The 24038-nt window shown below is 71.2% G+C and carries 22 protein-coding genes and 1 pseudogene; 22 read left to right on the forward strand and 1 reads right to left on the reverse strand.

What is annotated here, in order from left to right:
- The first annotated feature begins 1 nt into the window (after position 1).
- The 8 genes from alaS to aroB all read left to right on the forward strand — a co-directional run bounded on the left by alaS (position 2) and on the right by aroB (position 9273).
- Positions 2-2668, forward strand: a complete 2667-nt coding sequence (alaS, locus tag A3Q40_RS07870; RefSeq protein ID WP_068105621.1) for an alanine--tRNA ligase — start codon at positions 2-4, stop codon at positions 2666-2668.
- Positions 2669-2694: 26 nt separating this feature from the next.
- On the forward strand, positions 2695-3270 hold the full coding sequence (gene ruvX, locus A3Q40_RS07875; protein ID WP_068105623.1) for a Holliday junction resolvase RuvX: 576 nt from the start codon (positions 2695-2697) through the stop codon (positions 3268-3270).
- A gap of 74 nt (positions 3271-3344) precedes the next feature.
- Entirely contained in the window at positions 3345-4658 is a 1314-nt protein-coding gene (locus A3Q40_RS07880; RefSeq protein ID WP_068101022.1) for an endolytic transglycosylase MltG, read from the forward strand.
- 16 nt (positions 4659-4674) lie between these two features.
- A complete protein-coding gene (locus A3Q40_RS07885; RefSeq protein ID WP_068105625.1) occupies positions 4675-5505 on the forward strand; it encodes a shikimate dehydrogenase in 831 nt (276 codons plus the stop codon).
- Between the two features lie 82 nt (positions 5506-5587).
- Complete coding sequence (locus A3Q40_RS07890) at positions 5588-6172, forward strand: prepilin peptidase (protein WP_082833822.1); 585 nt, start codon at positions 5588-5590, stop codon at positions 6170-6172.
- 13 nt (positions 6173-6185) lie between these two features.
- Positions 6186-7373, forward strand: a complete 1188-nt coding sequence (gene aroC, locus A3Q40_RS07895; RefSeq protein WP_068105626.1) for a chorismate synthase — start codon at positions 6186-6188, stop codon at positions 7371-7373.
- Positions 7370-8113, forward strand: coding sequence for a shikimate kinase (locus A3Q40_RS07900; RefSeq protein ID WP_082833823.1), 744 nt, complete (start codon positions 7370-7372; stop codon positions 8111-8113). The genes aroC and A3Q40_RS07900 overlap by 4 nt, the downstream gene beginning before the upstream one ends.
- Positions 8110-9273, forward strand: coding sequence for a 3-dehydroquinate synthase (aroB, locus tag A3Q40_RS07905; protein ID WP_068101023.1), 1164 nt, complete (start codon positions 8110-8112; stop codon positions 9271-9273). Before A3Q40_RS07900 ends, aroB begins: the two co-directional genes overlap by 4 nt.
- A gap of 4 nt (positions 9274-9277) precedes the next feature.
- Here aroB and A3Q40_RS07910 read toward each other — a convergent pair whose 3' ends face one another.
- Positions 9278-9814, reverse strand: a complete 537-nt coding sequence (locus A3Q40_RS07910; protein WP_074922070.1) for a B-4DMT family transporter — start codon at positions 9812-9814, stop codon at positions 9278-9280.
- 91 nt (positions 9815-9905) lie between these two features.
- Here A3Q40_RS07910 and A3Q40_RS07915 point away from each other — a divergent pair, with 91 nt between their 5' ends.
- The 14 genes and pseudogenes from A3Q40_RS07915 to coaBC all read left to right on the forward strand — a co-directional run bounded on the left by A3Q40_RS07915 (position 9906) and on the right by coaBC (position 23993).
- Entirely contained in the window at positions 9906-11000 is a 1095-nt protein-coding gene (locus A3Q40_RS07915) for a M24 family metallopeptidase (RefSeq protein WP_068101029.1), read from the forward strand.
- A 114-nt stretch (positions 11001-11114) separates the two neighbouring features.
- Positions 11115-11678 carry an elongation factor P gene (gene efp / locus A3Q40_RS07920; protein ID WP_068101031.1) on the forward strand — a complete coding sequence of 188 codons (564 nt, stop codon included), beginning with the start codon at positions 11115-11117 and terminating at the stop codon, positions 11676-11678.
- A pseudogene (gene nusB, locus A3Q40_RS07925) lies at positions 11679-12155 on the forward strand (transcription antitermination factor NusB); the annotation flags it as partial.
- 238 nt (positions 12156-12393) lie between these two features.
- The gene (gene pyrR / locus A3Q40_RS07930) at positions 12394-12987 is read left to right on the forward strand and encodes a bifunctional pyr operon transcriptional regulator/uracil phosphoribosyltransferase PyrR (RefSeq protein WP_068101035.1); all 594 of its coding nucleotides are present in this window, start codon (positions 12394-12396) and stop codon (positions 12985-12987) included.
- Entirely contained in the window at positions 12984-13928 is a 945-nt protein-coding gene (locus A3Q40_RS07935; protein WP_068101038.1) for an aspartate carbamoyltransferase catalytic subunit, read from the forward strand. The genes pyrR and A3Q40_RS07935 overlap by 4 nt, the downstream gene beginning before the upstream one ends.
- Complete coding sequence (locus A3Q40_RS07940) at positions 13925-15217, forward strand: dihydroorotase (RefSeq protein ID WP_068101041.1); 1293 nt, start codon at positions 13925-13927, stop codon at positions 15215-15217. The genes A3Q40_RS07935 and A3Q40_RS07940 overlap by 4 nt, the downstream gene beginning before the upstream one ends.
- A complete protein-coding gene (locus tag A3Q40_RS07945) occupies positions 15217-15750 on the forward strand; it encodes a PH-like domain-containing protein (protein WP_235606512.1) in 534 nt (177 codons plus the stop codon). The genes A3Q40_RS07940 and A3Q40_RS07945 overlap by 1 nt, the downstream gene beginning before the upstream one ends.
- Entirely contained in the window at positions 15747-16901 is a 1155-nt protein-coding gene (gene carA, locus A3Q40_RS07950; protein ID WP_068101042.1) for a glutamine-hydrolyzing carbamoyl-phosphate synthase small subunit, read from the forward strand. The genes A3Q40_RS07945 and carA overlap by 4 nt, the downstream gene beginning before the upstream one ends.
- Positions 16901-20311: a carbamoyl-phosphate synthase large subunit gene (carB, locus tag A3Q40_RS07955; protein WP_068101043.1), complete on the forward strand. Its 3411-nt coding sequence runs from the start codon at positions 16901-16903 to the stop codon at positions 20309-20311. The genes carA and carB overlap by 1 nt, the downstream gene beginning before the upstream one ends.
- Positions 20308-21162 carry an orotidine-5'-phosphate decarboxylase gene (gene pyrF / locus A3Q40_RS07960; RefSeq protein ID WP_235606516.1) on the forward strand — a complete coding sequence of 285 codons (855 nt, stop codon included), beginning with the start codon at positions 20308-20310 and terminating at the stop codon, positions 21160-21162. Before carB ends, pyrF begins: the two co-directional genes overlap by 4 nt.
- 218 nt (positions 21163-21380) lie before the next feature.
- Complete coding sequence (gene mihF, locus A3Q40_RS07965; RefSeq protein ID WP_068101046.1) at positions 21381-21701, forward strand: integration host factor, actinobacterial type; 321 nt, start codon at positions 21381-21383, stop codon at positions 21699-21701.
- 76 nt (positions 21702-21777) lie between these two features.
- Positions 21778-22362, forward strand: a complete 585-nt coding sequence (gene gmk / locus A3Q40_RS07970; RefSeq protein ID WP_068105634.1) for a guanylate kinase — start codon at positions 21778-21780, stop codon at positions 22360-22362.
- Between the two features lie 51 nt (positions 22363-22413).
- Positions 22414-22707, forward strand: coding sequence for a DNA-directed RNA polymerase subunit omega (rpoZ, locus tag A3Q40_RS07975; RefSeq protein ID WP_068101049.1), 294 nt, complete (start codon positions 22414-22416; stop codon positions 22705-22707).
- Entirely contained in the window at positions 22704-23993 is a 1290-nt protein-coding gene (coaBC, locus tag A3Q40_RS07980; RefSeq protein WP_068101052.1) for a bifunctional phosphopantothenoylcysteine decarboxylase/phosphopantothenate--cysteine ligase CoaBC, read from the forward strand. Before rpoZ ends, coaBC begins: the two co-directional genes overlap by 4 nt.
- Positions 23994-24038 lie beyond the last annotated feature (45 nt).

The following is a 24038-nucleotide window of genomic DNA, read 5'->3' on the forward strand; positions in this document are numbered from 1 at the left end:
CGTGCAGACCCACGAGATCCGTCGCCGCTTCCTGGACCATTTCGAGAAGTTGGGCCACACCCCGGTGCCCAGCGCCTCGCTGGTTCTCGACGATCCGAATCTGCTCTTCATCAACGCCGGCATGGTCCAGTTCGTGCCGTACTTCCTGGGTCAGCGCACGCCGCCGTTCGATCGCGCCGTCAGCGTCCAGAAGTGCGTGCGCACCGGGGACATCGAGAACGTCGGCGTCACCACGCGGCACAACACGTTCTTCCAGATGGCCGGCAACTTCTCGTTCGGCGACTACTTCAAGCGCGAGGTCGTCGGGTTCGCCTGGACGCTGCTGACGTCCCCCGTGGAGGAGGGCGGCTACGGCTTCGATCCCGAGCGCATCTGGGCCACCGCCTATCTCGACGACGACGAGGCCATCCAGATCTGGAAGGACGTCGCCGGTCTGCCCGACGAGCGCATCCAGCGTCGCGGGATGGCGGACAACTACTGGTCGATGGGCATCCCCGGTCCCTGCGGACCGTGTTCGGAGATCTACTACGACCGCGGTCCCGAGTACGGCCGCGACGGGGGTCCGGAGGCGGACGAGGACCGCTACATCGAGATCTGGAACCTCGTGTTCATGCAGAACGAGCGTGGGCAGGGGACCGGCAAGGACGACTTCGAGATCCTTGGGCCGCTGCCGCGCAAGAACATCGACACCGGCATGGGTGTCGAGCGCGTCGCGTTCCTGCTCCAGGAGGTCGACAACGTCTACGAGACCGACCTGGTGCGTCCGGTGATCACCGAGGCGGAACGGCTCTCCGGTCGCACCTACGGCGAGAACCACGAGGCGGACGTGCGCTTCCGGGTCATCGCCGACCATGCGCGGACCGCGGTCATGCTGATCGCCGACGGCGTCACTCCCGGCAACGACGGGCGGGGATACGTGCTGCGTCGGCTGCTGCGCCGCATCGTGCGCAGCGCTCGACTGCTCGGCGCCACCGATCCGTCGATGTCCCGGTTCGTCACCGTCGTGCGCGACACGATGGCCGAGTCCTACCCCGAACTGGTCGAGGACTTCGCGCGCATCGAGTCCGTCGCCGTGGGGGAGGAGCGGGCGTTCCTCACCACCCTCAGCTCGGGTTCCAAGCTGTTCGAGAGCGCGGCGCAGTCGGTCACCGCCGCCGGCGGGAAACGCATCGGGGGCTCCGAGGCGTTCGTGCTGCACGACACCTACGGCTTCCCGATCGACCTCACGCTGGAAATGGCCGCCGAGGCGGGCCTCGAGGTCGACGAGGACGGCTTCCGCACGCTGATGGCGGAGCAGCGCAGTCGCGCCAAGGCCGACGCGCAGGCGCGCAAGCACGCACACACCGACCTGTCGGTGTACAAGGAGTTCGTCGATCGCGGGCCCACCGAGTTCACCGGATTCGACGAGCTCGACAGCGAGGCGACCGTGCTCGCCCTCATCTCCGGCGGCGTCCGCGTCCCCACCGCGGCCGCCGGGGAGGACGTCGACGTCATCCTCGACCGCACTCCGCTCTACGCCGAAGCCGGCGGTCAGCTCGCGGACATCGGCACCATCACCGGTCGGGGTCTGCGCGTCACCGTGCGTGACGTGCAGAAGATCGCCAAGACCGTGTGGGTGCACAAGGTCACCGTCGACGAGGGACAGCTGACCGAGGGCGACGCCGTCACCGCGCACACCGATCCGCAGTGGCGCCGCGGCGCCACGCAGGGCCACTCCGGCACCCACCTCGTGGGTGGCGCGCTGCGGCAGATCCTCGGCCCGAACGCGGTGCAGGCAGGGTCGCTCAACAAGCCCGGTTATCTTCGCTTCGACTTCACCTACCAGGGCGCGCTGAGCGAGTCCCAGCGCGAGGACATCGAGGCGGTCACCAACGACGCCGTCGGGTCCGACTACGCGGTGAACACGTTCACGACCGGTCTCGACGAGGCGAAGGAGATGGGCGCGCAGGCACTGTTCGGGGAGAACTACGGCGACGAGGTCCGCGTCGTCGAGATCGGCGGCCCGTTCTCCCTCGAGCTGTGCGGCGGAACCCACGTGCAGCACTCGTCGCAGATCGGCCCGGTCACCATCCTCGGCGAGTCCTCGGTGGGCTCGGGGGTGCGCCGCGTGGAGGCGTTCGTCGGACTCGACTCGTACAAGTACCTCGCGAAGGAACGGGCGCTGCTCGCCGGTCTCGCGACCTCGCTCAAGGTGCCCACCGACGAGGTGCCCGCTCGGGTGGAGAACCTCGTCGAACGGCTGCGCGTCGCCGAGAAGGAACTCGAGGCCACGCGCGCCGCCGCAGTGCTGTCCTCCGCCGGGTCGTACGTCGACGCGGCGCGGACGGTCGGAACGGTGCGCGTGGTCGCCGCCCCGGCACCGGCAGGTGTCGCCGCGGGTGACCTCCGCACCCTCGCACTGGACATCCGTGGCCGATTCGGGTCCGAGCCTGCCGTGGTCGCGCTGTTCGGCGACGTCGACGGCAAGGTGCCGTTCGTCGTCGCCACCACCTCCGGTGCCCGCGACCTCGGGATCGCCGCCGGTGAGCTGGTCTCGTCGTTCGGCCCGTCCATCGGTGGACGCGGCGGCGGCAAGGCCGACGCTGCCCAGGGGTCCGGTTCCGACGCGGCCGGTATCCCCTCGGCGATCGACGCCGTCGTCGCGCGTATCGCCGAGATCGCGTCCTGACCGTGCCGGAGGCACCCCGCGACACCGTGCCGGACACACCCGGACCGACGGTTCCGGATCGGCCCGGGGCCGACGATCCGGGACGCGGGCGCCGCCTCGGCATCGACGTGGGCAGCGTCCGCATCGGCGTCGCGTCGTCCGATCCCGACGGCGTCCTCGCGACGCCGGTGGAGACCGTGGCGCGCGCCGCGAAGACTCACCCCGACGCGTCCGACGTTCGACGCATCGTTGCGCTCGCCGAGGAGTACGAGGCCGTGGAGATCGTCGTCGGGCTTCCGCGCACGCTGCGGGGGGAGCGCGGGAAGGCCGCCGACATCGCTGTCCGGTTCGCCCGAGTTCTCGGGCGCGCCCTTCCCGGCACGCCGGTTCGCCTCGCGGACGAACGCTTGACTACGGTGAGTGCGGCGCGCGGACTTCGCGACAGCGGCATCCGGGCCCGGAACCAGCGGTCGGTGATCGACCAGGCCGCTGCCGTGGCAATCCTGCAGGGGTGGCTCGACGAGCGTCGGCGGCCCGGGCGCGACGAGACGACCGCGCCGAACGAGACGGAGGGGGCACCGATGCCCGACAACGGTGACGACGGCGCGGGAGCCACGCAGTGAACAACGGCGCAGGAGCCACGCAGTGAACAACGGCGCAGGAGCCACGCAGTGAACAACGGCGCAGGAGCCACGCAGTGAACGACGAGTGGGACACCGACCGCATCCCCGTGGTTCGCGACGGACGAGCGCGGGACGGCCGAGCACGCGACGGTGCGCGGGAAGGCCGGCCACGACCGGTGGGTGATCGAGGCGCGCCCGCACCGGACGCCGGCCGGGCCGGTGCCCGACGCCGCCGGGCCGCGGAGGGCCGCAAGCGTCGCGCACGGATCGTCGGAGGTCTCGCGGTGATCGCACTCGTGGTGCTCGTCGGCGCGGCCGGCGTGTGGGCGTTCTCGGCGTTCCGGGGTGGCCCCGAGCCCGCGGCGGACTTCGCCGGACCCGGCGGCGCCACCGTCGTCGTCGCGGTCCAACCCGGAGACACCGCGGAGCAGATCGCGGGGGAGATGGCCGACAAGGGTGTCACCGCATCGTCCGCCGCGTTCTACGAAGCGGCACTGCAGAATTCGGCGATCACCGCGGTCCAGCCGGGCTACTACCGGTTGCAGGAGGGGCTACCGGCCGCGGATGCGGTGGCCACGCTGGTGGACCCCGCCGCGCGTGTGGGTCAGATTCAGATCGCCGAGGGGCGGCAGCTGCACGACACCACCGACGTCAACACCGGCGCGGTGCGCAAGGGCATCTACACCCTGATCTCCGAGGCGAGTTGCGCTGTGGGCGATGGTGTTCCGTGCGTGACCTATCAGCAGCTCGACGAAGCCGGGGCGGGCGATCCCGCCGAGCTCGGTGTCGCCGACTGGGCCCGCGACGCCGTCTCTCGCGTCCCCGATCGCGATCGCCAGCTCGAGGGGCTCATCGCTGCCGGCACCTGGAACGTCGACCCCAGTGCCTCGCCCGCGGAGATGATCCGTCAGCTGGTCACCGAGAGCGCCGAACTCTACGAGAGCACCGGACTGCTCGAGACCGGCGCGAACTCCGGCCTGGACCCCTACCAGGTGCTGGTCGCGGCGTCGCTCATCGAACGCGAGTCCCTGCCACAGGATTTCGCCAAGGTGGCCCGCGTCATCCTCAACCGGCTGGCCATCGGGCAGAAGCTCGAATTCGACTCCACCGTCAACTACGCGCTGGACACCACCGAGGTGGCCACCACGGACGTCGACCGCGGCACGGTGACCCCGTGGAACACGTACGCGAGCGAAGGTCTGCCGGCCACCCCGATCTGCTCCCCGGGCGTCGGCGCCGTGCAGGCCGCCGAGAATCCGGAACCGGGCAACTGGCTCTACTTCGTGACCATCAACGCGCAGGGCGACACGCTCTTCACGGACAACTATCAGACCCACCTGGACAACATCCAGAAGGTCGAAGGCGGGTTCCTCGACAGTGGCCGATGAACCGGTGCCCGCGGAGGTGGCCGATGACCCGGGTGCCCGTCGAGCGGCCGTTCTCGGATCGCCGGTCGCCCACTCCAAGTCGCCGATCGTGCACCGGGCCGCGTTCGCCGCGCTGGGCCTGACCGGCTGGACCTACGAGCGCATCGAGTGCACCGCGGACGACCTCGCGCCGCTCCTCGATTCGTTCGGCCCCGAGTGGGTGGGGGTCTCGGTGACCATGCCCGGCAAGTTCGCCGCTCTGGCGTACGCCTCGGAGCGCACCGCACGCGCGGACGCGGTGGGGTCGGCCAACACCCTGGTCCGCACCTCCGACGGGTGGCGCGCGGACTGCACGGACGTCGACGGCGTGACCGGCGCGCTCGGCACCGTCGGGGTCACCGATCTCACCGGTGCATCGGTCGTCGTCGTCGGGGCGGGGGGCACGTCGCGGCCTGCCCTGGTCGCGGCCGCGGACCGCGGCGCCGCGTCCGTCACCGTCGTCTCCCGCGACCGCGGCCGCGCCACCGGAGCACTGGACTGCGCGGCGCGCTGCGGTCTCGACGCCCGGTGGGCCGATTTCGAGGACCCGGGGCTCGCCGGCACCCTCGCGGGTGCCGCCGCCGTGATCTCCACCGTGCCGGCGGACGGAGCGGAGGCGTTGGTGCCCGTGGCCGGGCACGTGGCGGTGCTGCTCGACGCCATCTACGACCCGTGGCCGACGCCGTTCGCCGCGGCCGTCGACCGGGCCGGCGGAACCGTGGTGGGCGGGGTGCAGATGTTGCTGCACCAGGCGTTCGGCCAGACCGAGCAGTTCACCGGCCGTCCGGCGCCGCGCGAGGTGATGACCCGAGCACTGCTCGGCGACTGACCGTTCGTCCCCGGGCGGGCGGCCGTCCCCGGGTCGAGATGCGCGGCCGTGCCGCGGGGCGTCGAGGTGCGAGCGTCGGTCCGTGACCGACTCCGTTCCGCTCTGGCTCGTCGTGGCGACCGCCGCGGCTCTGGGTGCTCTCGCCGTCGCGACGATCGGCCGGTGGACGCGCCCCACCCCGACAGACCACGCGGCGATCGCGCTCGCGTGCGGGTGCGCCGCCGCGGTGAGCGCCGGTTCCGGGATCGCGGACACGGCCGCCGTCGTCGCCCTCACGTCGTGGGCCGGGGTGCTGTGCATCGTGGACGGCCGTCTGCTCCGCTTGCCGGACGAGCTGACCCTGCCGGCCGCCGGTGCCGTGATGGTCGCCGCGCAGCACCCGAGTGCGGCGATCGTGGGGGCGGCCGCGTACGCGGGACTGCACTGGCTGGCCGCCGCGGCGGTGCCGGGTGCGATCGGCGGCGGTGACGTCAAGCTGTGTCTGACGCTCGGTGCCGTGGGTGGGCAGGCGGGTGTCGAGGTGTGGGTGTCCGCGGCGGTCCTGGCGCCGGTCCTCGGACTGGTCGCGGCGGCCACCGCGGCAGCGGTCGGCGTTCGTGGCCGGTTCCCGTACGGACCACCGCTCTGTGCGGCGACCCTGGTGGCGTGGCTCGGCGCCGCGGCGTGAAAAGATGGGGCTCGTGTTGCGATGGATCACGGCCGGCGAATCCCACGGCCCTGCACTGGTGTCGGTTCTCGAAGGCATGGTTGCCGGGGTCGAGGTGACCAGCGAGGACATTGCCGCCCAGCTCGCCAGGCGGCGACTCGGGTACGGCCGCGGTGCGCGCATGAAGTTCGAGGCCGACCAGGTGACGGTGATCGGCGGCGTGCGGCACGGCCGCACCCTCGGAGGACCGGTCGCGATCGAGGTCGGCAACACCGAGTGGCCCAAGTGGGAGCAGGTCATGTCGGCCGATCCGGTCGACCCGGACGTCCTGGCCGACCTCGCTCGCAACGCGCCCCTGACCCGTCCCCGCCCGGGTCATGCCGATTACTCCGGCATGCTCAAGTACGGATTCGACGACGCCCGCCCGGTTCTGGAACGCGCCAGCGCACGGGAAACCGCCGCGCGTGTCGCGGTGGGTACCGTCGCGCGCGGCTTCCTGCGCCAGGTCCTGGGTGTGGAGGTGCTCTCCCACGTCGTGTCGATCGGCGCGTCGGAGCCGTACGTCGGCCCGGAGCCGCAGCCCGGCGACCTCGACGCCATCGACGCCAGCCCGGTTCGTGCTCTGAACTCCGAGACCGAACAGGCGATGATCGCCGAGATCGAGGCCGCCAAGCGCGACGGCGACACGCTCGGCGGTGTGGTGGAGGTGGTGGTCCACGGACTGCCCGTCGGACTCGGCTCCTTCGTCACCGGTGACAGCAAGCTCGACGCTCGGCTCGCCGCGGCGCTCATGGGTATCCAGGCCATCAAGGGTGTCGAGGTGGGCGACGGGTTCGAGACGGCGCGTCGGCGCGGCAGCGCCGCCCACGACGAGATCGCGCCGGGTGACGACGGCATCGTCCGCTCCACCAACCGCGCCGGCGGTCTCGAGGGCGGCATGACCAACGGTGCGCCGTTGCGCGTCCGGGCGGCGATGAAGCCCATCTCGACGGTGCCGCGTGCGCTGTCGACGGTGGACATGTCGACGGGCGAGCAGGCCGTCGCGATCCATCAGCGCAGCGACGTCTGCGCCGTTCCGGCCGCCGGGGTGGTCGCCGAGACCATGGTGGCCCTGGTGCTGGCGCAGGCGACCCTCGAGAAGTTCGGCGGCGATTCGGTCGCCGAGACCGCGGGCAACGTGCGTCGCTACGTCGAGAACGTGTCCCAGCGCCCCCCGCGATGACCGGCGAGGCCGGGGGGCGGTCGGATTCGCTGCCGGGGGTTCGGCCGCGGGTCGTGTTGATCGGGCCGCCGGGGGCGGGGAAGTCGACGATCGGCCGTCGCGTGGCGAAGGCCCTCGGCGTGGAGTTGTACGACACCGACGCCGCCATCGAGGAACGCACCGGCCGGACGATTCCGGACATCTTCGCCGTGGACGGTGAGGCGGCGTTCCGGGAGATCGAGGAGCAGGTCGTCGTGGAGTCGCTGCACTCGCAGTCGGGTGTGGTGTCGCTCGGCGGGGGTGCGGTGCTGTCTCCTCGGACCCGCGCCGCGCTGCAGGGCCACACGGTGGTCTACCTCGAACTCGGTGTCGGGGAGGGGCTGCGTCGGACGGGCGCGCTGAACGCGAACACGTCGCGCCCGTTGCTGACGGGCGTGGATCCGAAGGCGAAGTACCGGGAGCTGATGCGGATTCGCCGTCCGCTGTATCGGGAGGCGGCGTCGATCCGGGTGCGGACCGACGGGCGCAGCCCGTCCCGGGTCGTGGCTGCGGTGCTGGACCGGTTGGGTGCACCGCGCGAGCCGGCGGAGACCCGACCGGAGCGGCCCCGGCGGACCGGAGCCCGTCGGCGGTCGCGCCGGGGAGCCGGGCGTTCCGCGTCGCCGCGTTCGGGTACGCCGCCACCCGGGGCGATGCCCGCACCCGATCAGCCGACCACACCTTCGGGGCGACCCGCCCCTCGATCACAGGAGCCGACATGAGCCCGGACACCGACGGCCGCAGCGACACCGAGACCGGAACGGTCGTCGGCTCCGAGCCGGTGACGATCACCGTGAACTCGGCCGATCCGTATCCCGTCGTCATCGGCCGCGGCCTGCTGACCGAGCTGGTCGATCAGCTGCGCGGGACGCGGACGGTCGCGATCTTCCACCAGCCGCCGCTCGCCGAGACGGCGGAGGTGGTGCGGGCGGCCCTGGCGGAGACGGGCGTGGACGCGCATCGCATCGAGATCCCCGACGCGGAGGACGGCAAGGAACTGCCCGTTGCCGGCTTCTGCTGGGAGGTGCTCGGCCGGATCGGACTGACCCGCAGCGACGCCGTCGTCGGGCTCGGCGGTGGCGCCGCGACGGACCTGGCCGGCTTCGTCGCCGCCACGTGGATGCGCGGGGTGCGGGTGGTGCACGTGCCGACGACGTTGCTCGCGATGGTCGACGCGGCCGTGGGCGGCAAGACGGGCATCAACACCGACGCAGGCAAGAACCTGGTGGGCGCGTTCCACGAACCGTCCGCGGTCCTGGTGGACCTCGCGACGCTCGAGACGGTGCCGCGTCACGAGATCGTGGCCGGAATGGCCGAGGTGATCAAGACCGGGTTCATCGCCGATCCGGTGATCCTGGATCTGATCGAGGCGGACCCGGAGGCGGCTCTCGATCCGACCGGCGACGTGCTGCCGGAGTTGATCCGGCGGTCCATCGAGGTCAAGGCCCGCGTGGTGGCGGCGGACCTCAAGGAATCGGACCTGCGCGAGATCCTCAACTACGGGCACACTCTCGGCCACGCCATCGAGCGGCGCGAGAAGTACCGGTGGCGCCACGGCGCCGCGGTGTCGGTGGGCCTGGTGTTCGCGGCGGAGCTCGCCCGCGTGGCCGGTCGCCTGTCCGACGAGGTGGCCGACCGCCACCGGCGGATTCTCGAGCTGGTGGGCTTGCCGGTCGGCTACGACGGCGACGCCTTCGGCCAACTCCTCGAGGGGATGCAGACCGACAAGAAGAACCGCAAGGGGCTGCTGCGCTTCGTCGTCCTCGACGACCTGGCGAGGCCGGGACGACTCGAAGGCCCGGATCCGTCGCTGCTCGCCGCGGCGTACTCCGCGATCGCGCGCGACGCGGGCCCGGCGGGCTCGACGACCGTCCTGCTCTAGATCGTCAGGACCGGTCGCGGGCCGGCGCGAAGACCTCGGTGTCGGCGGTGTCGTCGCCGGCGCCGCCGGAGGAGTCGGCGCGACGCTCGTCGGGGTCCGCGGAGCGGCGGCGGGGGCCGTCGTCCACCCCGCGCCGCGCCCACCACCGGCCGATCGCGACGGCGATGGTGGCGGGGACGAACACCAGCAGCACCGTGAAGGCGGCACCCGCGGTGATCTCGAAGATCAGGGAGTTGGCGCTGACGGCGAGGTTCGCGACGGCGGTGAACAGCCAGGAGAGGAACCCGGCGCCGACGCCGGCGACCAGCGAGGCCTTCAGCCAGACCATGGTGTGATCGGTGGCGTCCGCCTCACCGCGTCGACCGGCGGCGATGCCGTCGAGGGCACCCCAGACGATCGCGACGAGCAGCACCGCCACCAGGGTCAGCATCTGCAGCATCGACCCGCGAGTGGGCGCGGCGGCGACGGCCAGAGCCAGCACCACCCGGGCCACCACGTGAACGAGCGCCATCCCCACACCGCGTACCACCCAGCCAGTCATGGAGGACACAGTAGCCACCTCGCCGTGACGCCGGGCGTACACCGGTCAGGTCCGTACCGGTCACGGCGCGGCCGAGAGGTACGTTCGGGTGATGCCCACCGCCGATCATGCCGCCCGCCGCGACGCCCTCCGTTCCCTCGTCCGCACCGCGGGATGGGACGCGATGCTGGTCACCGACCTGCTGAACGTGCGCTACCTGACAGGGTTCACGGGGTCCAACGCGGCGCTGCTGGTGTCGGCGTCCGACACGGCGGCGGGGGAGGACGGCACGGTCATCTGCACCGACGGCCGGTACGTCACGCAGGTGGCCGGTCAGGTGCCCGATCTGCGGGCGGTGATCGACCGGGCGGGCCCGGTGCGCCTGCTGTCCGACACGCCCGCGCGTCGGGTGGGTTTCGAGTCGCACGTGGTGTCGGTGGACGACCACGCCCGGTGGACCGAACGAACGGACGTCGAGTTGGTGCGTGCGGCGCGCCCGGTCGAGGAACTGCGTGTCGTCAAGGACGAGTCCGAGGTCGCGCTGCTCCGTCAGGCGTGCGGGGTGGCCGACCGGGCGTTGACCTCCCTGATCGAGCGGGGTTCGCTCCGGCCGGGACGGACGGAGAAGGAGGTCGGGCTCGAGCTCGACCACACGATGCTGGGGCTGGGGGCCGACGGCATCTCCTTCGAGACCATCGTCGCGACGGGCGCCAATTCGGCTGTCCCGCATCACCGTCCGGACGCCACGGTCCTCCGGCACGGCGACCTGCTCAAGCTGGACTTCGGCGCCGAGGTGGGCGGTTACCACTCCGACATGACCCGCACCTACGTGCTCGGCGCGGCACAGGAGTGGCAGCGCGAGCTGTACGAGCTCGTGGCGCGGTCCCAGGCCGCGGGGCGGGCGGCGCTTCGGCCGGGAGCCGAGGTGCGGGCCGTCGACGGCGCGGCCCGCGCCGTCATCGACGAGGCCGGGCACGGCGAGCTGTTCCTGCACGGTCTCGGGCACGGCGTCGGTCTGGAGATCCACGAAGCGCCGGGAATCGGCGCCACCGGCACCGGTACACTGCTTGCCGGTGCAGCGGTGACGGTGGAGCCCGGCGTGTACTTCTCCGGTCGCGGAGGCGTACGGATCGAGGACACGCTCATCGTCCGCGAGGACGAGCCGGAACTGCTCACGCTGACCAGCAAGGAGTTCACCGTCCTCTGACGGCCCCCATCCCGTGCCCTCCGCGGCGCGCGGTGCGGTGCGCCGGACGGCGAGTCCGACGCGGAAGTGCACCACCGAAGAGTTTCCACCGCGACACGAGGAGATGCGAAGCACGTGGCTTCCACCAGTGATTTCAAGAACGGGCTCGTCCTGAACATCGACGGCCTGCTCTGGTCGATCATCGAGTTCCAGCACGTCAAGCCGGGCAAGGGACCCGCCTTCGTCCGCACCAAGCTCAAGAACGTGACGTCGGGCAAGGTGGTCGACAAGACCTTCAACGCGGGCGTCAAGGTCGAGACCGCGACGGTCGACCGCCGCGACATGACGTACCTGTACCACGACGGCAGTGACTACGTCTTCATGGACGGCGACACCTACGACCAGATCTCGATCGGCGAGGCCACGATCGGTGACGGGGCGCGGTTCCTGCTCGAGAACATGACCGTGCAGGTCGCGATGCACGAGGGTCTGCCGCTCTACGTGGAGCTGCCAGTCACCGTCGAGCTCGTCGTCCAGCACACCGATCCCGGCCTGCAGGGTGATCGTTCGACCGGCGGCACCAAGCCGGCGACCCTCGAGACCGGCGCCGAGATCAACGTGCCGCTGTTCATCAACACCGGCGACAAGCTCAAGGTCGACTCGCGCGACGGCAACTACCTCGGGCGTGTGAATTCCTGAGTGAGCGAGTCCGCGAAGACCGGTCGCCCGGCACCGAAGAAGCTCGGCGCGCGGCACAAGGCGCGCAAGCGCGCCGTGGATTTCCTCTTCGAAGCGGAGGCGCGTGACCTCGACCCCGTGGCCCTGGCCGCGGACCGTCGTGCGCTCTCCGCGGAGGACGACGCCGTCGCTCCCGTCAACGCCTACACCGACACCCTGGTCGCCGGCGTGGCGGAGAGCCTGAACCGCATCGACGCGGTCATCTCCGACCACCTGCACCAGTGGACCCTGGCGCGCCTGCCCGCCGTCGACCGCGCCATCCTGCGCGTCGCGGTCTGGGAGTTGCTGAACGCGACCGACGTGCCGCCGGTGGTGGCCGTCGACGAGGCGGTGGAGTTGGCCAAGCAGCTCTCCACCGACGAGTCGCCGTCGTTCGTCAACGGCGTGCTGGGGCAGATCGTGTCGGTGGCGCCGCAGGTGCGTGCGGCCGCCGCCGCTCGGCCGGTGGCAGAGCAGACAGCCGCCGCTCGGCCGGCGGCAGAGCAGACAGCCGCCGCTCGGCCGGCGGCAGAGCAGACAGCCGCCCGGCCCGCGGCGGAGCAGCAAGCCGACGACGCGGGGGACCGCACCGACTGACACCGAGCGCGGTGAGCGGTCGCGCGCATTGCTAGACTCTGCTCGTTCGACATCCTTTAACGATCCGTCCCGTGAGGCGGAGAAGGAGGTCCCGTTTCTCGTGTCCGACGACGAGAACGCTACCCAGCACAGCCGCGAGCTGTTGTCCGCCGCCGACGTCGGCCGGACCGTCGCGCGCATGGCGCATCAGATCATCGAGAAGACCGCCGTCGGCTCCGACGGCGCGCCGCCGCTGATCCTCATCGGGATTCCCACGCGGGGGTCGATCCTCGCGCAGCGGCTCGCGGCCCGCATCGAGGAGTTCGCCGGCACCCGGCCGCCCGTGGGGTCGCTGGACATCACGCTCTATAGGGACGACCTGCGCAGCAAGCCGCACCGCGCGCTCGAGCGGACCTCGGTGCCGGACACGGGCGTCGACGGCGCCCTCGTGGTTCTGGTCGACGACGTGCTGTTCTCCGGCCGCTCGGTCCGCGCCGCGCTCGACGCGCTGCGCGATCTGGGTCGGCCCCGCGCGGTGCAGCTGGCGGTCCTGGTGGATCGCGGGCACCGCGAACTGCCGCTGCGCGCGGACTACGTGGGCAAGAACGTGCCGACGGCGCGGTCCGAGGACGTGTCGGTGCTACTGGTCGAGCACGACGGCCGGGACGGCGTCGAGCTCCGGTCGGCCGGGTCGGCGGGGGAGGACCTCCGATGAGCCGGCACCTGCTGACCACGGCCGCCCTGAGTCGCGTCGAGGCCACCGAGATCCTGGACGAGGCGGAGCGCTTCGAGCAGGCTCTGCTGGGCCGGGACGTCAAGAAGCTGCCGACTCTGCGCGGCAAGACGGTCATGACGGTCTTCTACGAAAACTCCACCCGCACCCGCGTGTCGTTCGAGGTCGCCGGGAAGTGGATGAGCGCCGACGTCATCAACGTCAGCGCGTCGAGTTCGTCGGCGTCCAAGGGTGAATCGCTGCGGGACACCGCGCTGACCCTGCGCGCGGCGGGTGCCGACGCCCTGGTGGTCCGGCATCCGGCGTCGGGGGCCGCGCACCGGATCGCCGACTGGACGGCGAACGCCGACGGCACGGGTCCCGCGGTGATCAACGCCGGGGACGGTACGCACGAACACCCGACCCAGGCGCTGCTCGACGCCCTGACGTTGCGCCAGCGCCTCGGCGACATCGAGGGCCGTCGTGTCGCGATCGTCGGCGACGTCCTGCACAGCCGCGTCGCCCGGTCGAACGCCACGTTGCTCGCGACCCTCGGGGCCGAGGTGGTGGTGATCGCGCCGCGCACGCTGCTGCCGGTCGGCATCGAGACCTGGCCGGTCACGGTGGCGTCGTCGCTCGACGCGGAGCTGCCCGCCCTGGACGCGGTCATGATGCTGCGCGTGCAGGCCGAGCGGATGAACGGCGGGTTCTTCCCGTCCGCGCGGGAGTACTCGATCGGCTACGGACTGAATCAGCGCCGACTCGAGCTGCTCCCCGAGCACGCGGTGGTGCTGCACCCCGGCCCGATGCTGCGCGGCATGGAGATCGGCTTCTCCGTCGCCGACGCCCCCGAAACCGCTGTCCTGCAACAGGTTCAGAATGGAGTTCACGTGCGCATGGCCGTCCTGTTCCGCCTCCTCATCGGATCGGAGGAGACGCGATGAGCGTGCTGCTGCGGCGGGTGCGTCCGTACGGCGAGGGCGACCCGGTGGACGTACTGATCGAAGACGGGATCATCACGCGGATCGAGGCGGACCTGGACGCGCCGTCGGCCGAGGTGGTCGACGGCGCGGGCGCGATCGTGCTGCCCGGTTTCGTCGATCTGCACACCCACGTCCGGGAGCCCGGACGGGAGGACACCGAGACCATCGAGACGGGGTCGGCCGCTGCGGCGCGCGGCGGTTACACCGCGATCTTCGCCATGGCCAACACCTCGCCGGTCGCCGACTCGGTGGTGGTGACGGACCACGTGTGGCGTCGCGGTCGCGAGGTCGGGCTGGTGGACATCCACCCGGTGGGTGCGGTCACGGTGGGTCTGAAGGGCACCGCGCTGGCCGAGATGGGCACGATGCACGCCGGGGAGGCCGGAGTGCGGCTCTTCTCCGACGACGGTCACTGCGTCGCCGATCCGCTGCTGATGCGGCGGGCGCTCGAGTACGCCGCCGGTCTCGGTGTCGTCGTCGCGCAACACGCGGAAGAGCCGCGCCTGACCGAGAACGCCGTGGCCCACGAGGGCGCCACCGCGGCACGACTGGGCCTGACGGGGTGGCCCCGCTCCGCCGAGGAGGCCATCGTCGCGCGCGACGCGATCCTGGCCCGCGACGCCGGCGCCCGCGTCCACATCTGTCACGCCTCGACCGCGGGAACGGTGCAGCTGCTGGACTGGGCGAAGAAGCAGGACATCGCCATCACCGCCGAGGTGACCCCGCACCACCTCTTCCTCGACGACTCCCGCCTCGAGACCTACGACGCCGTGAACCGGGTCAACCCGCCCCTGCGTGAGGCCTCCGACGTCGCCGCGCTGCGCGAGGCTCTGGCGTCGGGCGTCGTGGACTGCGTGGCCACCGACCACGCGCCGCACGCCGAGCAGGACAAGTGCTGCGAGTTCTCGCAGGCGCGCCCCGGCATGCTCGGTCTCGAGACCGCGTTGTCGGTGGTCGTGGCCTCGATGGTCGAGACCGGCCTGCTGGACTGGCGCGGCGTCGCCCGCGTCATGAGCGAACGGCCCGCGGAGATCGTCGGTCTCACCGATCAGGGGCGTCCGATCGCCGTCGGCGAGCCCGGGACGCTGACCGTCGTCGATCCGGACACGCGCTGGACCGTCGCAGCGCAGGATCTGGCCTCGCTGTCCGCCAACACCCCGTTCGACGCGCTGGAGCTGCCGGCGGTGGTGACCACCACGGTGCTGCGCGGCCGCGTGACGCACCGCCGCACGACGAGTGAGGTGTCCTGATGGATCGTGTGCTGCTCGTGCTGGCCTTCCTGCTCTTCTGGTTGGCGATGATCGCGCTGATCCTGTGGGGCTGGCGAAACCGACAGCGACGCCAGCAGGACGTGATCGGTGAGCTGCCGGCCGTGCCCGCCGACCTCGGGGCCGTGCTCGTCCCGCCCTGCACGGGCCTCTACGTGGGTTCCACCATCGCGCCGAGCTGGCAGAACCGCATCGCCGTCGGTGACCTCGGGCATCGCGCCACCGGCACCCTCACGCGCTACGAGGCGGGCATCCTCCTCGAGCGCACGGGGGAGTCGGCGGTGTTCGCACCGACGGACTCGCTGCGCGCGATCCGAACCGAGCGGGGACTGGCCGGAAAGGTCATGACCCGCGACGGCCTGCTGGTGATCCGGTGGGAGTTGCCCACCGGCACCGAGATCGACACCGGCTTTCGAGCCGACGACAAATCGGTGTACCCCGCGTGGGTGGACCGTCCCGACACCACACCGGACGACGGTCCGGACGATTCGATCGAGAAGAAGGAGACGGCGTGAGCAAGCCCGACGCCGCGGCACTGGTCCTCGAGGACGGGCGGGTCTTCCGCGGAGCCGCGTACGGCGCCGTGGGTCAGACCCTCGGCGAGGCCGTGTTCTGCACCGGCATGACCGGCTACCAGGAGACGCTGACCGATCCCAGCTATCACCGACAGATCGTGGTCGCGACCGCACCGCAGGTGGGCAACACCGGCTGGAACGGCGAGGACAACGAATCCGTCGGCCCCGACGGGTCCGCGAACGACGCGAAGATGTGGGTGGCGGGGTTCGCCATCCGCGACGCGAGCCGCCGCGCCTCGAGCTGGCGCGCGAACGGCACGCTCGACGAGGAGATGCGTCGCCAGGACGTCGTCGGCATCGCCGAGATCGACACCCGCGCGGTGGTCCGTCACCTGCGCACCCGCGGCTCGATGAAGGCGGGCATCTTCTCCGGCGACGCGCTGGCCGACGTCGACACGCTCGTCGAGCGGGTGCAGTCCCAGCCGTCGATGGCCGGGGCGGACCTGGCCGGCGAGGTCAGCACCACCTCGGGCTACGTGGTCGAGCCCGAGGGTGAGGCCCGCTACTCGGTGGTGGCGGTGGACCTCGGGATCAAGTCCAACACTCCGCGCATGTTCGCGCGACGCGGGATCCGCGTTCACGTGGTGCCGGCGACGGCGACCATCGATCAGGTGCGCGAGATCGGCGCGGACGGCTTCTTCCTCTCCAACGGTCCGGGCGACCCGGCGACCGCCGACTCGGTGGTGCGTCTGACCGAGGAGGTCCTCGGCGACGGGACGCCGATGTTCGGCATCTGCTTCGGCAACCAGATTCTCGGCCGCGCCCTGGGCCGCGGGACCTACAAGATGAAGTTCGGCCACCGCGGACTGAACATTCCGGTGATCGAGCACGAGACCGGCCGGATCGCGATCACGTCGCAGAACCACGGGTTCGCACTCGAGGGCGAGGCGGGCGAGGAGTTCGACACGCCGTTCGGCCGCGCGATCGTCAGCCACACCTGCGCGAACGACGGTGTGGTGGAAGGGGTTCGACTGCTGGACGATTCGGCCTTCTCGGTGCAGTACCACCCCGAGGCGGCCGCCGGTCCGCACGACGCCGAGTACCTCTTCGACCGGTTCCTGACCCTCCTCGACAAGAAAGTCGGCAAGTAATGCCACGGCGTACCGACCTGAAGCACATCCTGGTCATCGGCTCCGGGCCGATCGTCATCGGACAGGCCTGCGAGTTCGACTACTCGGGCACCCAGGCCTGCCGTGTCCTGCGCGAGGAGGGCCTGCGCGTCAGCCTGGTCAACTCCAATCCGGCCACGATCATGACCGACCCCGAGTTCGCGGACTCCACCTACGTGGAGCCGATCACGGCGTCGTTCGTGGAGAAGGTGATCGAGAAGGAGGCCGCGGCCGGCCACCCCATCGACGCCGTGCTCGCGACCCTCGGTGGTCAGACCGCGCTCAACTGCGCCGTCGCGCTGCACGAGCAGGGCATCCTGGCCAAGCACGACGTCGAGCTCATCGGCGCGGACTTCGACGCCATCCAGCGCGGTGAGGACCGGCAGAAGTTCAAGGACATCGTGGCGAAGGTCGGCGGCGAGAGCGCCCGCTCGCGCGTCTGCTACACGATGGACGAGGTCCACGACACGGTGGCCGAGCTCGGACTGCCGGTGGTCATCCGCCCGAGCTTCACCATGGGCGGACTCGGCTCCGGCATGGCGTACACGCACGAGGACCTCGACCGGCTCGCCGGCGGCGGACTCGACGCCTCGCCGTCGGCCAACGTGCTCATCGAGGAATCCATCTACGGATGGAAGGAGTACGAGCTCGAGCTGATGCGCGACAACCGCGACAACGTGGTGATCGTCTGCTCGATCGAGAACGTCGACCCCATGGGCGTGCACACCGGTGACTCGATGACGGTGGCGCCGGCGATGACGCTGACCGACCGCGAGTACCAGACCATGCGCGACCTCGGCATCGCGATCCTGCGCGAGGTCGGGGTGGACACCGGCGGCTGCAACATCCAGTTCGCGATCAACCCGGCGGACGGCCGACTCATCGTCATCGAGATGAATCCGCGCGTGTCCCGGTCGAGTGCGCTGGCCTCGAAGGCGACGGGCTTCCCGATCGCGAAGATCGCGGCCAAGCTCGCCGTCGGGTACTCGCTGGACGAGATCGTCAACGACATCACCCGCGAGACCCCCGCCTGCTTCGAGCCGACGCTCGACTACGTGGTGGTCAAGGCCCCGCGGTTCGCCTTCGAGAAGTTCCCCGGCGCCGACGGCACGCTCACCACGACCATGAAATCGGTGGGCGAGGCGATGGCTCTCGGCCGCAACTTCACCGAGGCGCTGGGCAAGGTGCTCCGGTCTCTCGAGACCAAGGCCGCCGGATTCTGGACGGTGACCGACGACGTCCTGGCGGGCGAGCGTGCCCGTGACCTCGACGCCGTGCTCGCGGACCTGAAGGTCGCGACCGAGGGTCGGATCTACGATGTCGAGCTCGCCCTGCGGCTGGGCGGCACCGTCGAGCAGGTCGCCGCGGCGTCCGGCGTGGACCCGTGGTTCGTCGACGAGATCGCCGGGCTGGTGGAGCTGCGGGCACGCCTGATCGATGCGCCGGTGATCGACGAGGACCTGCTCCGGCGCGCGAAGCACGCCGGTCTGTCCGACCGGCAGATCGCTGCTCTGCGGCCGGAACTGGCCGGCGAGGACGGTGTCCGCTCGCTGCGCCACCGGCTCGGCGTGCGACCGGTGTTCAAGACGGTGGACACCTGCGCCGCCGAGTTCGAGGCCAAGACGCCGTACCACTACTCGTCCTACGAGCTCGACCCCGGCGCCGAGACCGAGGTCGCCCCGCAGACCGAGCGCGGCAAGGTCCTCATCCTCGGATCGGGTCCCAACCGCATCGGGCAGGGCATCGAGTTCGACTACTCCTGCGTCCACGCGGCCACCACGCTGTCCGCGGCGGGCTACGAGACCGTCATGGTCAACTGCAACCCCGAGACCGTCTCGACGGACTACGACACCGCCGACCGCCTCTACTTCGAGCCGCTCACGTTCGAGGACGTGCTCGAGGTCTACCTGGCCGAGAAGGAATCCGGTCGCGGCGGACCCGGCGTGGTGGGCGTGCTCTGCCAGCTCGGCGGGCAGACCCCGCTGGGCCTGGCGCAGCGCCTGCAGGACGCCGGCGTGCCCATCGTCGGCACCTCGCCCGAGGCCATCGATCTCGCCGAGGATCGCAAGGAGTTCGGCGAGGTCCTCGTGGCCGCCGGCCTTCCGGCGCCGAAGTTCGGCACCGCGACCACCTTCGACGGGGCCAAGCGCATCGCCGGCGAGATCGGCTACCCGGTCCTCGTCCGGCCGTCGTACGTCCTCGGCGGGCGCGGCATGGAAATTGTCTACGACGAGGCGTCGCTGGACGACTACATCTCCCGCTCGACGGAACTGACGCCCGAGCATCCGGTGCTGGTGGACCGATTCCTCGAGGACGCGATCGAGATCGACGTCGACGCCCTGTGCGACGGCACCGAGGTCTACCTCGGCGGGGTCATGGAGCACATCGAGGAGGCCGGCATCCACTCCGGCGACTCAGCGTGCGCCCTGCCGCCGATCACCCTCGGTCGCACCGACATCGACGCCGTGCGACGGTCCACCGAGGCGCTCGCCCGCGGTATCGGCGTGCGCGGCTTGCTCAACGTGCAGTACGCCCTCAAGGACGACGTGCTGTACGTGCTCGAGGCGAACCCCCGCGCGTCGCGCACGGTGCCGTTCGTGTCCAAGGCGACGGCGGTGCCGCTGGCCAAGGCGGCCGCGCGGATCGCGCTGGGCGCCACCATCGCCGAGTTGCGGGCCGACGGCGTGCTGCCGGCCGAAGGCGACGGCGGACACGCCGCGTTCGACGCCCCGGTGGCGGTCAAGGAAGCCGTGCTGCCGTTCAACCGCTTCCGCAAGGCCGACGGCAGCAGCGTCGAATCGCTGCTCAGTCCCGAGATGAAGTCCACCGGCGAGGTCATGGGCATCGACGGCGATTTCGGCACCGCTTTCGCCAAGTCGCAGACGGCCGCCTACGGCTCGCTGCCCCTCGCCGGCTCGATCTTCGTGTCCATCGCCAACCGCGACAAGCGGTCCATGGTGTTCCCGGTCAAGCGGCTCGCGGACCTGGGTTTCCGCATCCTCGCGACCGAGGGCACCGCAGAGATGTTGCGCCGCAACGGCATCGCCAGCGACGTGGTGCGCAAGCACTCCGACGTGGTTGCCGAGGGGGAGCGCACCGTGGTCGACCTCATCAAGGACGGGGAGGTGCACATGGTGTTCAACACCCCGTTCGGCAACAACGGGCCGCGCGTCGACGGCTACGAGATCCGCAGCGCCGCCGTCGCCCGCAACATCCCGTGCATCACCACGGTGCAGGGCGCGGCCGCGGCCGTGCAGGGCATCGAGGCGAGCATCCGCGGTGACATCGGGGTTCGGTCCCTGCAGGACCTGCACAGCACGCTCGAGGCCTACTCCACCGCCGGGGAGGGCCCGGTCACCGGAGTGGCCGAGACGGCGGCTGCGTCGTCGTGACCGCCCCGGTCGTGACCGGACCCGGCGTCGGACGGTGGCGGACCCGCCTCGAGGCGGCCGTCACCGCCCGGGGGCGGCTCTGCGTCGGTATCGACCCGCACGCGGCTCTTCTGGATTCCTGGGGGCTCGAGGACACCGCCGCGGGCCTCGCCGCCTTCGCCGAGACGTGCGTGGCGGCGTTCGCGGACGAGGTCGCCGTCGTCAAGCCGCAGGTGGCGTTCTTCGAGCGCTTCGGATCGGCCGGCTACGCCGTGCTCGAACGCACCATCGCGTCGCTGCGCTCGGCCGGGGTCCTCGTGATCGCGGACGCCAAGCGCGGGGACATCGGGAGCACGTCGGACGCGTACGCGGCCGCGTGGCTGGACCCGGTGTCGCCGCTGGCCTCCGACGCCGTGACGGTGTCCCCGTACCTCGGTCCGGGTGCGCTCGAGCCCTTCGTGCGCCGCGCGGTCGCGCACGGGGCGGGTCTGTTCGTCCTCGCCCGGACATCCAACCCCGAGGGCGAACAGGTCCAGACCGCGCGCACGCTGTCCGGTGACACCGTGGCCCAGCACGTCGTCTCCGCCGCCGAGGCGGTCGACCGGGAGGCCGGGGACGCCGTCGCGGGCCTGGTGGTCGGCGCGACACGCGGACACGGTCTCGATCTGCGGGAATTCTCGGGTCCGATCCTGGCTCCCGGGCTCGGCGCGCAGGGCGCATCGGCCGCCGACCTGCCGTCTTTGTTCGAGGGTGCATCGAAGTTGTTGCTGCCCAACTCTTCTCGTGACATCGCGCGGCACGGCCCGGACGTGATGGCGCTCCGCGACGCCGCACGGCGGGTTCGTGACGAGGTCGAACGGGCCCTCGCATAGCCGACGCACCGTCCGCGACACGGGCGGGGGGCCGGTTCGCAATCGTGGGCAGGCCCGACTACGGTCGCTATCGCCGCTGGTCGACACCGGTGGCACACCGGTCGACCGACCTCTCCGCCGCGCCGCACCCCGTGCGGGACTCACCGTCTCGTACGCGCCGTTCGGCACGGACGGATGGCGGACGCCGACCGATACACAAACGACGAGACGGAGGAACCGTGGCCCTTCCCCAGTTGACCGACGAGCAGCGCGCTGCTGCTCTGGAGAAGGCGGCAGCTGCACGTCGTGCCAGGGCAGAGCTCAAGGAGCGCCTCAAGCGCGGCGGCACCGATCTGAAGCAGGTGCTCAAGGATGCCGAAGAGGACGAGATCCTCGGCAAGATGAAGGTCTCGGCGCTGCTCGAGGCCCTGCCCAAGGTGGGCAAGGTCAAGGCGCAGGAGATCATGACCGAACTGGAGATCGCCCCGACGCGTCGTCTCCGCGGTCTCGGCGATCGTCAGCGCAAGGCGCTGCTCGCTCGGTTCGATTTCGAAGCCTGACAGGCGCGTGTCCGACAGTGACACCCGGGCGCGAGCGTCCGACCGTGCCACCGTCACCGCACCGGGGAGGGGTCGGCTGGTAGTTCTGGCCGGCCCCTCCGCCGTCGGGAAGTCCACCGTGGTGGCCCGCGTGCGCGCGGCCCTGCCGGACCTGTTCTTCAGTGTCTCGGCCACCACGAGGGCGCCCCGACCCGGCGAGGTGGACGGACGGGACTACCGCTTCGTCGCCCCCGCCGAGTTCGACCGCATGATCGAGGCCGGTGAGCTGCTCGAGTGGGCCGAGATCCACCGCGGTCTGCACCGCAGCGGAACGCCGGCCGAACCGGTCCGCCGCGCACTGGCCGCCGGGGACCCGGTCCTGCTCGAGGTGGACCTCCAGGGCGCCCGCGCCGTGCGGGCCGCCGCGCCCGAGGCTCGGCTCGTCTTCCTCGCCCCGCCGTCCTGGGAGGATCTGGTGACGCGACTGACGGGTCGTGGGACGGAACCACCGGACGTCGTCGCGCGTCGGCTCGACACCGCACGCGAGGAATTGGCGGCACAGGGCGAGTTCGACACGGTCGTGGTGAACGACGATGTCGAGCGAGCGAGTGCCCAGTTGGTATCCTTGTTGGTCGACGGCGACCCGGTGGACCCCGCAGTCCCCGGCGACGACCGTCCCTAGTCGGAGCATCCGCTCCGGCCACAGCGTTCGAAAAGCATTCAGGAGCATTTCGTGAGTAGTCCCGTAGCAGGCGTGTCGCGTTCCGAGATCGCTGCATACGACACCCCCCTGGGCATCACCAACCCGCCCATCGACGAACTGCTCGACCGCACGTCGTCCAAGTACGCCCTGGTGATCTACGCCGCCAAGCGTGCTCGCCAGATCAACGACTACTACAACCAGCTCGGCGACGGCATCCTCGAGTACGTCGGCCCCCTGGTCGAGCCGGGTCTGCAGGAGAAGCCGCTCTCGATCGCGCTCCGTGAGATCCACGCCGACCTGCTCGAGCACGTCGAAGGCGAGTGAGTCCGCTGTCCTCGCAGCGCCGACGCGTCGTCGTCGGTGTCGGCGGCGGCATCGCCGCCTACAAGGCCTGCGGAGTGATCCGTCACTTCACCGAGGCCGGGGACGACGTCCGCGTCGTCCCCACCGAGTCCGCCCTGCAGTTCGTCGGGCGGGCCACCTTCGAGGCACTGTCCGGTAACCCCGTGCACACCGGCGTCTTCGCCGACGTGCCCGAGGTCCCGCACGTGCGCCTCGGGCAGGAGGCCGACCTGGTGGTCGTCGCCCCGGCGACGGCCGACCTGATGGCGCGTGTCGCTGCGGGCCGGGCGGACGACCTGCTGACCGCGACGCTGCTCACCGCCCGGTGCCCGGTGGTGTTCGCCCCCGCGATGCACACCGAGATGTGGGAACACCCCGCCACCGTGGACAACGTCGCCACGCTGCGGCGGCGCGGGACCGTCGTGATCGAGCCCGCGTCGGGCCGCCTGACCGGCAAGGACACCGGTCCGGGCCGCCTTCCCGAGCCCGACGAGATCGCCGCGATCGCCGAGCTGCTCGCCGAGCGCGCCGATGCCTTGCCCCGCTCGCTCGACGGTCGTCACCTCGTGATCTCGGCGGGCGGCACCCGCGAACCGCTCGATCCGGTGCGCTTCCTGGGCAACCGCAGTTCCGGCAAGCAGGGGTACGCCCTCGCCCGCGTCGCCGCCCAGCGCGGCGCGCAGGTCACACTGGTCTCGGGGTACACGTCCGATCTCGCGCCGCCGTCGGCGGTGACCGTGGTGCCGGTCCGGACCGCGCAGGACATGCAGACCGCCGTTCGGGAGGCCGCCGGGCACGCCGATGCCGTGATCATGGCCGCCGCCGTCGCGGACTTCCGGCCCAGCACCGTCGCCACCAGCAAGATCAAGAAGGGTGCGGACGAGCCGGACACCGTGCCGCTCACCCGTAACGACGACATCCTGGCGGGCCTGGTCGCCGCGCGCGCAGACGGCGAGTTGCGGGCCGAGACGGCCATCGTCGGATTCGCCGCCGAGACCGGTGACGAGAACGGCGACGTCCTCACCCACGCCCGCGCCAAGTTCGCGCGCAAGAAGTGCGACCTCCTCGTGGTGAACGCCGTCGGTGAGGGCAAGGCGTTCGAGATGGACAGCAACGCCGGCTGGATCCTGTCCACGGACGGATCCGAGACGGCGCTCGCGCACGGGTCGAAAGCACTCATGGCCTCGCGGGTGCTCGACGCGTTGACCCCGCTGCTCGCGCCGACCACCGCGGACGGGCAGTGTACGAACACCGGCGACTCGCGCTGATTCGTGCGCGAGTGGTCGGTGACGCCCGGTCCTGCTGTCCCCACC

The organism is Rhodococcus sp. PBTS 1 (genome assembly GCF_001620025.1).
Taxonomy (GTDB): domain Bacteria; phylum Actinomycetota; class Actinomycetes; order Mycobacteriales; family Mycobacteriaceae; genus Rhodococcoides; species Rhodococcoides kroppenstedtii.

What these genes read in the sequence shown, in the direction of transcription:
- A3Q40_RS07900 (WP_082833823.1), top strand. Translation starts at nt 7,370, where the DNA reads ATGACCGGCGAGGCCGGGGGGCGGTCGGATTCGCTGCCGGGGGTTCGG.
- aroB (WP_068101023.1), top strand. Translation starts at nt 8,110, where the DNA reads ATGAGCCCGGACACCGACGGCCGCAGCGACACCGAGACCGGAACGGTC.
- A3Q40_RS07910 (WP_074922070.1), bottom strand. Translation starts at nt 9,814, where the DNA reads ATGACTGGCTGGGTGGTACGCGGTGTGGGGATGGCGCTCGTTCACGTG.
- A3Q40_RS07915 (WP_068101029.1), top strand. Translation starts at nt 9,906, where the DNA reads ATGCCCACCGCCGATCATGCCGCCCGCCGCGACGCCCTCCGTTCCCTC.
- A3Q40_RS07935 (WP_068101038.1), top strand. Translation starts at nt 12,984, where the DNA reads ATGAGCCGGCACCTGCTGACCACGGCCGCCCTGAGTCGCGTCGAGGCC.
- A3Q40_RS07940 (WP_068101041.1), top strand. Translation starts at nt 13,925, where the DNA reads ATGAGCGTGCTGCTGCGGCGGGTGCGTCCGTACGGCGAGGGCGACCCG.
- A3Q40_RS07945 (WP_235606512.1), top strand. Translation starts at nt 15,217, where the DNA reads ATGGATCGTGTGCTGCTCGTGCTGGCCTTCCTGCTCTTCTGGTTGGCG.
- carB (WP_068101043.1), top strand. Translation starts at nt 16,901, where the DNA reads ATGCCACGGCGTACCGACCTGAAGCACATCCTGGTCATCGGCTCCGGG.